This window comes from Streptomyces sp. NPDC047079, assembly GCF_040643755.1.
Lineage (GTDB): Bacteria > Actinomycetota > Actinomycetes > Streptomycetales > Streptomycetaceae > Streptomyces.
Map to the genome: position 1 here is coordinate 1 of NZ_JBEYUZ010000056.1, position 10,259 is coordinate 10,259.

Here is a 10,259-nt window from a genome sequence, read left to right on the forward strand (position 1 = left end):
GAGAGCTACCTTGCCGGACTCCACTTACGAGGCGCCGTCATCTGGATCCGCAGCCTTCAGCCAAGTCACTGATCACGACTCCGTACAGGCCCTAGTACTCCAGCAGGATTTCGCTGTCTGACCTGGTCTTTTCGCCGGGTGGCGGGAGTGTAGCGGGACTTCGATCGTGCGGGGGCGGTCTCACGGAGACCGCCCCTCGATCGTGCGACAACGCCGCAGGTAGTGACAGCGGCGGGGCAGCCTCCGAGGGTGATCACGGAGTCTGCCGCCGCGCAGTGGGACCTCGAACTGGACGACCTCTTCCTGACCATCGGGCACCGCTTCGGCCGAGTCGAGCTCCGCCGCCGCATGCGGGACTACGTGCGTGGCCTGCTCGCCCCGGTGGCCCGCAAGAACAGCTGGCAACTGGCCGAGCAAGCCGGACACTCCACCCCTGACGGCCTGCAGCACCTCCTCGCCGGATCGAAGTGGGAACCCGATGACATCCGCGACGACCTTCAGGAATACGTCGCCGGCAAGCTCGGCAAGGCCGACGGCGTCCTGATCATCGACGACACCGGGTTCATCAAGAAGGGCACCACCTCCGCCGGGGTCCAGCGCCAGTACTCCGGAACCGCCGGCCGGACCGAGAACTGCCAGATCGGCGTCTTCGCCGCCTACGCCTCCGCCTGCGGCCGGGCTCTGGTCGACCGCGAGCTCTACCTCCCGAAGTCCTGGACTGAGGACCGGGAACGCTGCCGCACCGCAAGGGTCCCCGACGAGCGGGAGTTCGCCACCAAAGGCGAACTGGCCCGGCACATGGTGCTGCGGGCCCTGGCCTCGCCACTGCCCATTACCTGGGTCACCGCGGATTCCGCCTACGGCCAGGACAACCGGTTCCGCCGGCTGCTGGAGCAATCGGGTGTCGGCTACGTACTGGCCGTCCCCAAATCTCAGTTCAGCGTGGGCTGTTCACGGATCGAGGGCCTGTTCGCGCAGGCCCCGGACGAGGCATGGGAGAAGATCTCCTGCGGCGACGGCGCGAAGGGGCCCCGCATCTACCTCTGGGCAGCGGTGCGGCTGCCGGCCGTCGCCGAAGAATCGTTCCCGTCGACCCTCGCGTCGTGGCCAACCCGAAGCAGGCCAGCAACCTGCTCGGCGCTGTCTCGTACGTGGGCGGATATCACCGCGCCAGGGGCAGGCGACTGGTGGGCATGTTCGCCGGCATGTACTACGCCGGGATGCGTCCTGCGGAGACCGTCGGGGTGGCGATCCAGGACTGCTACCTCCCCGACGAGGGGTGGGGGCTGGCGAATCTCCATCGGACCAGGCCGACCGCGGGGAAGAAGTGGACCAAGACGGGCGAGGTGCACGACGACCGCGGGCTGAAAACCGCGATCCCGAGGAGGTGCGTCCGACGCCTCTGCCGCCGATCCTCGTGTCCATCTGGCGCGACAGCATCGACACGTTCGGCACGGCTGATGACGGCAGACTCTTTTTCAACGAGCGCGGTGGACTGGTCGGCTCCTCGACCTACTCGCGTGTGTGGTCCGAGGCCCGCGAGCTCGGTCTGCCACCAGAACTTGTCGCGAGCCCACTCGCTGACCGACCGTACGACCTGCGTCACTCGGCGCTGTCCAACTGGCTGAACGCCGGAGTCGATCCGACGGAGGTCGCAGAGCGAGCCGGAAACACCGTGGAGGTGCTGCTCGCTCGGTATGCGAAGTGCCTCCATGGGCGGCACGTGGTGGACAACAAACGAATCGAGGATCTGTTGCTCGAATACGAGTGACGATGATCACACCGAACGCCCCGGGGGGTGAACCCTCGGGGCGTTTGCTATGTGGCGGATTGGTCGTTAAGTGACTCAATGTCCGATCCCGCGTATGTCCCGCAGTGCGCGTCCTACGGCTGCTTTCGCTGGCCCTCGGCCGCATATGGCTGCAGTCACTTCGTTTTGGCATCTGCGCTGGTCAGGTGGCGTTTTAGCCCTCTGACCTGCAGTGCCCCCGGCAGGATTCGAACCTGCGCACACGGCTCCGGAGGCCCCTTCGGCCCGTCATGGGTGTGCAGGTCAGAGCCCTTGATCGGTACCTAGAGCGGGTTCCCGTCCATGAATGGTCCGCGCCGCATGGCGGCTCAGGCTCACTGACGCTCTTGTCGTGTCATCACCGATTATCTGGCTCGGTTCACCCCGCCACGGGATTGCGTGCCGGGGAGCGGCGCACGCAGTAGATGGGTCAAGTGACCACACCGCTCGCCGTTGGAAGTTCACACCCTCGCGGGGAGACGCTGTAGCTCCGAGCCCGGCCGGGCTTCATGGCAACGCCAGCGCCGGGGGACCTTGCCATGACCGGATCGCAGCAGATCAGGGCCGCGTGGCCGGCAGAGTTGCACCCCATCGCACCCGACCTCTTGCCCCGAGAGGGCTAGAAGTATCCGACCTCGTGCGTAAGCTGCTCATTGCTGACGGGAGACCAACTACGCTGCTCCCTAGGCTAGTTCAGCATGTGCCGACTCTGGGGAGGCGCGTGTAGCCGTCATGCGCGCCTGACGTACCCCGTCTGGCGCGCCCTTTGTAGTCAGGGTGATCGCGTGAAGTCCACTCGACACTGGGTCGAAAGCGTCCGTGAGGAGGCAGGCCTCCACCTTCATTGGCAGGGGCGGCGTTCCTATAGGTCGCTCGTTCCAGCTCCTCGCGTCCTGGAGCCGGAGCCGGACTTGAGCCATGGGGAGCAATCCCCGAATCTGGTGATCGAGGGTGACAACCTTCAGGTGATGGTCTCCCTTCAGTCGCAGTACAGCGACACTGTGGACGTCGTTTATATCGATCCCCCTTACAACAGGGGCGGCAACGACTTTCGCTATAGCGACGCGCGCTACAAGGATCCTGACGCTGATGCTAGTGATGCTGTATACATCACCAATGAGGACGGCGGGCGACACACTAAGTGGCTGAACTACATGGCCCCGCGACTCGTAACGATTCAGCGATTGATGGCCGATCACGGAGTTGTCTTTGTATCCATAAATGACATTGAGCTTGGCCGATTGCTGATGCTTATGGACGAAGTTTTCGACGAAAGTAACAGAATCGGCGTAATTGCCTGGAAGGGGTCTGCGGATAACAATCGATCACGCATTGCGATGGAACATGAGTACATAGTTTGCTATGCGAAAAGCATCAAAAAGGTCGCGAATCAATGGACGACGCCCAACGACGAGGTGCGCGATGCTCTTCTGGAGCAGTATGACGCGATCTGCCTAGAGACTGACATTTATGACGAGCGCAAAAAACGCTGGGCACAGCTCGTGAAGGCTAACAAAGAAGCAGTTGGACGTCTAGGGAACTACACGGAACTCGACCCCATCAACGGGCCCTATCAGTCGGCTCGCCGAGTGCACAACCCCAAGCCGGGTGGATATCGCTACGGCGTCTGTGAAGATGGGGTGGTTTCAGCATCTGATCCTCGCGCCTATGCCATGCCACTCAACGGCTATCGATTCAAACCCGAGACCATGGAGAGGCATATCCAAGAGGGCCGCATAGTCTTCCCGAAGAATCGCGGCCAAATTGTCCAAATGAAGGACTTTTTGGTAGATTATCGCGGAAGCCTGCGCAGCGTGATCGAACTCGACGCTCGAGCGGGCGCCTATCGCTTGAAGAGCCTCTTCGGCAAAGACTTCGACGGCTTCCGCAATGCCAAGCCTGTGGAGCTCATAGAGATGCTGGTCGGGGCGGCGGGGGGTAAGGATGCGCTGGTCCTCGACTGCTTCGCAGGTAGCGGCACTACGGGCGAAGCAGTGCTGCAGCTTAACAAACGCGATGGTGGTTCCAGGAAATTCCTCTTGATAGAGGAGGGCAACGGGGAAGACCTATACGCCCGTACTCTAGTAGTCCCTCGCCTTCGGCGTGCTATCGAAGTAGACGCGTTGCCGGGGGGCTTCACCTTCCTAGCAACTGGCAAGCAACTGGATCGCAAGGCAATCCTTGGCCTGGAGCGCGACAAGATTGCTGCGCTCATCTGTCAAACAGACCGGTCCGGCGTCCGTACTGGTATCAGGGCCATTACGGGAAAGCAATGGGTTATCGGTGCAAACCAAAGAGGCGAAGCACTGGCCTTGGTCTGGCAAGGGCCGACAAATAGTCGGGTAGACGTGGATGCAATCAATGCCGCGATTGCAGAAGCGCGAGAGATCGGCCTCACTGCCAAGCTGCAGATTTATGGCACAACATGCACAATCAGCGAAACTTCAGCCTTCACGTTTAAGCAGATTCCGGATGAGATACTTCTTAACCTCAACCTGGAAGACCCAGAAGAAGACGACGTGGTCAGCTTTTACGGCACCTGATTCGAGGGGGAGTCGTGTCACAATCAATCACGCTTTTTGACTTCCAAGAGGAAGCTGCCGCAAGACTGACGGAGGCCGCTGAGGAGTGGACCCACGCATTCTCCAAGCGTGTTCGCTACTATGGCACAGTACCGATCCCCTTTGTAGGTCATCTGAAAGCGGTGACTGGAGCGGGAAAAACTCCAATCCTCGCCAAGACAGTAGGTAATCTTGAACCTGCGCTGGTTCTGTGGACGTCGAAGTCTAGCGCGGTTGTCGAACAAACCTACAGGAATTTGGCCGGAAAGTACCGGCATCTGCTGCCTGGTAATACGCAAATTCTTCGTGAGCGTCCTTCTAAAGGCGAGTGGGAGCAACTTATTGAGGCTGAGCGCGGCCTGACTATCTGGGTCACGACCGTAGGCTCCTGGAACGAAGTCGATGCGGCAACGGCTGGCGGCAGCGAGTCGGCTCGTTTGAATATGCACCGCCCCCACCCTGATTGGGGCGGTGACATGTCGCCGTGGGAACAACTGCGAACTGAGCTCCGCCGGCCCACCTGGGTTGTGTACGACGAGAGCCACAATCAAACGCCGGCGCAGCTCGACCAACTGATAGGGCTCAAGCCGATCGGATTCTTGCTGGCCTCGGCGACGCCTCCGATGAGTTCGCAGTTCGCTGAGTTCGCAAAGGTTATTGATGCAGATCCTGAGATGCGGCCAATTGCAGAGAAGGCGCGCGTCCGGATCTCAACGAAAGACATAGTAGAGAACCAGCTCCTCAAACACACTATCGCAGTTGAAAATTTCGACTCGGACCCTGACCAGTTGCTGGATGCGAGTATCGTGTTGCACCGTCGGCTAGTAAAGTCGGCGGAAGACAGCGGTGCCAACATCAACCCTAAGGTTCTGTATGTCGTAGAGAAGTCGAACCCAGTCAAGGACGAACTCGTTGCTAGGCCTGTCGCTATCTGGGAGCACTTGCGTGACCGTGGCGTACCGGCTGAAGAAATCGCGATTTATACGCAGACGAAGGTCGTGCCCGACGACGCCGTCCGGGTCTCCTCACTCTCTGAGCTGCAGCCCCATCACCGGCACATCATCTGTAATCGGGCCCTACAAGAAGGCTGGGACGACCCCGAAGCATACATCGAGTATTTCGATGATGAGTCAAACTCTTACGTCCGCATTGCCCAGGTGATCGGACGGGCGCTACGACAACCCGGGGCCGAGCACTTTGCCGACGACGTATTGAACACTGCGACTCTCTTCGTTCGGGTGCCGAATAAGCGATTCGAAGAGATCGTGGCGGGGCTTAAGCAGGAGCTGAGCCTGTATGCGACGGATGACGACGACCCGGCGGGTTCAATCGCGGTGCGCGTTCGAACTAAGGGTGACCCTCTGCCTGCGGTGGCTCTCAGGCCGAACTATGACGGGGTGCTGAAACTTCCAAACTATCAGTTGGGCGAAGCAGAACTCGAAGGAGAAATCAAAAAGATTCAAGCGTTGTCGAAGCAGCCATTCGCTGATGAAGACCTATTGGCGCCTGGCCAACGCCGGGTCATGAAAATTTCTCTCCGCGGAGAGGATGACGACACTCGTTACGAGATTCTGGCCGCGAGTCTCCGTCGGAGAAACGGAGAGTACCTTCACCGGAGAATTCAAACCCGCAGTCGGCATTGTGTTCACCTTCTCGAACCGGAGATCTTCACGGGACCAGCATTCGACCAACGTTCTTGTAGTGGATCTGTTGCGCAAGTTATTCTGGCTGAGCGAGCTGATCACGTAGTCGAGGCGTTCGAAGCCACGGTCGAGTTGGTTCCCGTCAAGATTATCGGCGGTGAGACGTGGGTTGCCGGTCCGCACCAGCCGACCGCCAGCCAGATGACTAGTTTCCGAAATAGCGCACATGAACGGTACTCGACGAGGTCGTTCAATGCGGATGAGTTGGAGTTCGCCAAGACTCTGGACAGTCTGGACAAGGGAGTTTGGCTACGTAATCCGTCGCGCGGGTCCGGGTATGGGATTCAACTACCGATGAAGGTTGGGGACTCGGCCACCTTCTATCCGGACTTCCTCTGGTGGGTTGGAGGGACTTGCTTCGCGCTGGATCCCACGGGCAAGCACATTTTGAACGCGAAGGTGAGAGGTAAGCTACTCACAATAGATCAGCCTCGCATTGTGCTTCTAGCTCGTGGACAGATTGCGAACGACTGGTCCTCGATCTCTGACAACGACGGCTGGACTGTGGCGCGACCTCGCAAGAATCGGGCGCCGGCACCGGAGTACTTTTCTTCGCTCGCACAGGCCCTAACTCATGTGTCGGGGACTGCCTGAGGCAGCGCCTGTTGGTGGTTCCGGCCCGTGGCTGTCGCCTTGCAAACATGCCCCGCCCTTCGCGTAGTTGGTCGGGGCAGTTTCTGTGGTCCAGCTGACTCGCTCTTCGACGGGTTTAAATTGGCGTGGACGGGGAGTGCTTACTTAGATACGACTTGAACGACTCGCGGATCTTGTTCTTCGTGTACCCAACCTGATCCATGTTGCTCGGCACGACCTCCCTTTCCTCCCAACGGTTTCGAGAGGCTAGATATTTGGTGACGTTAGGGGCCCCCACATTCGAGACGAAGAGAGTGTGAGTCGCCCCCAGGTCGGCGTGCAAACCCTCGAAGTTCCGAGCGTCTCTAATCTTCAAATTAGAGCCGTAGAATCTACATTCGATTGCAAGGAGACACTTGCTGCCGCGAGGGGCGATGCGTTCGGATCGGCTTAGGTGTGCCTCGTCCGCGGGCAGTACAAGCACATCACATTCATGAAGTACTCCAGAGCGTCCCTGTACACGGACACCCACGTGGACTTCCAAGGCTGGAGCCCCCTGAAATTTCATCAACGCGTGGGTGTATGGCACGTTGCTATTGAACAAATGTCCCGGGCTGGTGCGAAATACTAAATCTTGCACGCTGTTTCCGTAAACGTCCTGGTACGCGACACTTGCCTTATGCTTTGCTGCGGTAGTGACAATCAAAGAGAATAGGTAGCCTTCATAGACGTCGTAAGCTTTCGAAGCTGAGTCGTAGGAGATGCCTCTGTGTCGCACGGTGCGTCTGATCTCGGCAATAAGGTCGTCCATGATTGTCATTCGCTCAATTCTCCGTATGCCTCGTCGAGCAAGTAAGAGAGCATCTGTTGATCCTCGTGCCGGCTGCCATCGATACGGTAGTTATCCTCGTTTAGGTGCCCATTTTCCGGATCTGGCACAAATTGCATGCTTCGAATGGGTGGGCGACTTTCGCTGCGTGGCGGTTCCAGCAGCATTCTCGCGGTCGAGTCTTCGATTTCAGGTAGTACAATCATGACCCAGCCTAGCGCACTGACTAGCAGTGCAACGCGTTCTCTTCGGCTCAGCGGCCGCGTCGAGATGACGATAGATTGATTGCGGCGAAGAACGTCAGATTCAGCTTCGGGCATATCCTCCAAGCGCTGAGTAATGAAAGGGGGCGGTTCCGGGCTCCCGGCGGCAACGCGCGATTGGGTCCTACGGCGTCTCGGTTTAAGTGCTTTCTCGACTGCCGTGCCGGCAGCGATGGCCTCATCGATCTCATTTATGAAAGGAGGCGCCCCCTTCGAGGGAGGGCCGGGGCGTGGGGCGGAGCCCCACTAGCTTTGAGGTTGTGCCGCTCTCTCGCTCTGGCGTCCCCCGGGGCCGCGCGCCGGAGCGGGGCGAAGACGTGAGCGGCGGGGCGCGGCCCCGGGGGACGCCGCGCCGCGCGGGGAGCGCGGCGTCTTGAACCCGTGAAGAAAGTTGTTACTCAGGATTCTGCGGAGACTCGCCAAAGGGGCGCGTCGTACCGCTCCGGTCGGCTGTTGATGAGGAGCTGGCGTAGGTCGTCGCGTTGTGTGCCGTTGAGGTTCAGTGCCTCGGTGATGCGGCGGAACGTCGTGTGTGTGGCTCCCCGGGCTCGGGCCTCGGCCTCGAACTGGTCGAGTTGGGCCAGTGTCGCCTCCGGGTCCAGCTTCGTCGGCGGCTGGTCCTTGAGCCACAGGGCTTTGTTGCGCTCGTAGTCGATCTCCGAGTAGCCGCAGATCTCGCGGCTGTGCGCCTCGACTTCCTCCAGGGTCTCGGTCGCCATGATGGCCTGGGCCAGCCGGTTTCGGCTGACTGCCTCGTCCAGGTCGACCTCATGCACTGTCGGGCTCTCGTCCGTAAGCGGTACGGGGAGCCCTGCGTCACGGATCTCGCAGGTGCCGCGGACTCCTCGGGCCGTCGCTGCGAGCACGCCGGTCGCCTCCGAAGGGTGCCACTCCAGGACTGTGCTGATCCGCTCCACATCCTTCGCGGTGAAGGTATGAACGAGGGGGCCGAGCATGCCGCGCAGAGCTTCCGGCGACAGTTCACCATCCAGGCCGGGACCCGCAACCAGGAGCCGGACCGGTGCGTTCACCTGGCAGCAAGCGGCAAGGGTGAGGGCATCGGCAAGCGGGCTCTTGAGCCTCGGCTCATCGCCCCGAGCCAGGATGTCTCCGCCTACGTCCAGGAGATCGATTGACTGGGGGGTCAAGTGTTCCACCAACTCTTCCAGTTGGCGGGTGACGCCTTCCACGCCCTGGTGCGGGTCGATCAACGCGAAGGTGTGCGGGAGCTCTCTTGCGAGCCGGGGGAGGGTCGAGCCCGCAGGAGCGATCGGGTGGGCCTTCGCCGGCACTGCCCATACGGCCGGGGTCATCCGCTTCAGGCCAGTGAAGTCGGATGCTCCCCGCGGACCCGGTATCGGGTCGATCAGAAGGCGGTCCCACGCGTACGTGAGAATCACCGCCCGGTCCTCGGCGCCGTACAAGGCGACGTGGAGCATGGCGGCGGCGACTGCGTCGCCCCCTCCTCCTGCTGCGACGATCAACCGCGTCATGCGCTCAGGGTACGGGTTCATAGATTGGCCACTCAGCCTATAGTGGCTAGAGGCCATAGCCACTTTCACTAGGAGGGTCGATGCCTCAGATTGAGGAGGCTCAGCCGAAGTACCTCCAGATCGCGCACCACATCCGGGACCAGATCCTTCGGGGTGATCTGAGGCCGGGGGATGAGGTTCCCTCGGAGCGGCAGCTCGCCGCTGACTGGAACGTGTCCCGGCCGACCGCCGCCCGGTCCCTGGAGGCACTGAGCCATCAGGGCCTGGTCGAGAAGCGTCAGGGGTCGGGGACCTACGTGCGGAGCCTGGAGGTCAACCGGCGCGCACGCGAGCTGTACGGACGGGCCCGGCAGACCGGGAAGATCTACACGGCCGGGGAGTACGCGGTGATCACCTCGGCCGGATGGCTGGAGGCGCCGGATCACGTTGCTGAGGCGTTGGGCCTGGTCAAGGATCGTAGGGCCGTGCATCGCCGGCGTGTGACGAACAACCAGGACGGGCCGATCACCCTGTCGACCTCGTGGTTCGCCCCGGACGTCGGCCAGCGGGCTCCCAAGCTCATGGACCCTGAGCGGATCCAGGAAGGGACGCTGATGTACGTCGAGAGGATGACTGGGCGTCAAGGGAGCTATGCCGAGGACCGCATGTGCGCTCGGGCTGCTACCGATGAAGAGGCGGCCGACCTCGGGCTGGAGCCGGGGTCCGCGGTCCTGATCGTTCACCACGTCGTCTTCGACCTGCAGGATCGGCCGCTGGAGTTCGCCGAAGCCACCTATCCTCCGCACCGCTGGGCCTTCGAACAGGGCTATCCGCTCACCTGACAGTGCGACAGTTGCGTCGAACCGCTTGCACTTCCGAAGTGGCTAATGCCACCATCCAGGAAGTGGCTAAGGCCACTTTGGATGGAAGGGGCACGACGTGACGAGTCGGCGGCCGGATGAGGAGGCTCGCTTAGAAGTCATCTCATTTGGCAAGTCTGCGGTAGCAGATGAGGATGCAGGCGATGCTGGTGAAGGCGAGGAAGTGCTCGGCTTTGCGCTCGTAGCGG

General features: G+C 60.9%; 7 protein-coding genes. 5 read left to right on the plus strand and 2 right to left on the minus strand.

All coding sequences use genetic code 11. The features are described 5' to 3' along the window. The first annotated feature begins 249 nt into the window (after positions 1-249). The 4 genes from ABZ823_RS30565 to ABZ823_RS30580 all read left to right on the plus strand — a co-directional run bounded on the left by ABZ823_RS30565 (position 250) and on the right by ABZ823_RS30580 (position 6,647). The gene (locus ABZ823_RS30565; RefSeq protein WP_361666091.1) at positions 250-1,368 is read left to right on the plus strand and encodes an IS701 family transposase; all 1,119 of its coding nucleotides are present in this window, start codon (positions 250-252) and stop codon (positions 1,366-1,368) included. A gap of 19 nt (positions 1,369-1,387) precedes the next feature. Next, positions 1,388-1,771 (plus strand): hypothetical protein, encoded by a 384-nt coding sequence (locus ABZ823_RS30570; protein WP_361666093.1) that lies wholly within the window; start codon positions 1,388-1,390, stop codon positions 1,769-1,771. A gap of 929 nt (positions 1,772-2,700) precedes the next feature. Continuing rightward, positions 2,701-4,332: a site-specific DNA-methyltransferase gene (locus ABZ823_RS30575; RefSeq protein ID WP_361666095.1), complete on the plus strand. Its 1,632-nt coding sequence runs from the start codon at positions 2,701-2,703 to the stop codon at positions 4,330-4,332. A 14-nt stretch (positions 4,333-4,346) separates the two neighbouring features. Continuing rightward, positions 4,347-6,647 carry a hypothetical protein gene (locus ABZ823_RS30580; protein ID WP_361666097.1) on the plus strand — a complete coding sequence of 767 codons (2,301 nt, stop codon included), beginning with the start codon at positions 4,347-4,349 and terminating at the stop codon, positions 6,645-6,647. A 795-nt stretch (positions 6,648-7,442) separates the two neighbouring features. On the opposite strand, the gene ABZ823_RS30585 is transcribed toward ABZ823_RS30580, so the two are convergent. Next, the gene (locus ABZ823_RS30585) at positions 7,443-7,775 is read right to left on the minus strand and encodes a hypothetical protein (RefSeq protein ID WP_361666099.1); all 333 of its coding nucleotides are present in this window, start codon (positions 7,773-7,775) and stop codon (positions 7,443-7,445) included. 341 nt (positions 7,776-8,116) lie between these two features. Beyond that, positions 8,117-9,211 (minus strand): DUF1152 domain-containing protein, encoded by a 1,095-nt coding sequence (locus tag ABZ823_RS30590; protein WP_361666101.1) that lies wholly within the window; start codon positions 9,209-9,211, stop codon positions 8,117-8,119. Positions 9,212-9,291: 80 nt separating this feature from the next. Between ABZ823_RS30590 and ABZ823_RS30595 the strand changes: the two genes are divergently transcribed. Continuing rightward, positions 9,292-10,032, plus strand: coding sequence for a GntR family transcriptional regulator (locus ABZ823_RS30595; protein WP_361666103.1), 741 nt, complete (start codon positions 9,292-9,294; stop codon positions 10,030-10,032). Positions 10,033-10,259 lie beyond the last annotated feature (227 nt).

Coding starts and splice junctions, on each gene's coding strand:
- ABZ823_RS30595 (WP_361666103.1), top strand. CDS start 9,292: ATGCCTCAGATTGAGGAGGCTCAGCCGAAGTACCTCCAGATCGCGCAC.
- ABZ823_RS30585 (WP_361666099.1), bottom strand. CDS start 7,775: ATGCCCGAAGCTGAATCTGACGTTCTTCGCCGCAATCAATCTATCGTC.
- ABZ823_RS30590 (WP_361666101.1), bottom strand. CDS start 9,211: ATGACGCGGTTGATCGTCGCAGCAGGAGGAGGGGGCGACGCAGTCGCC.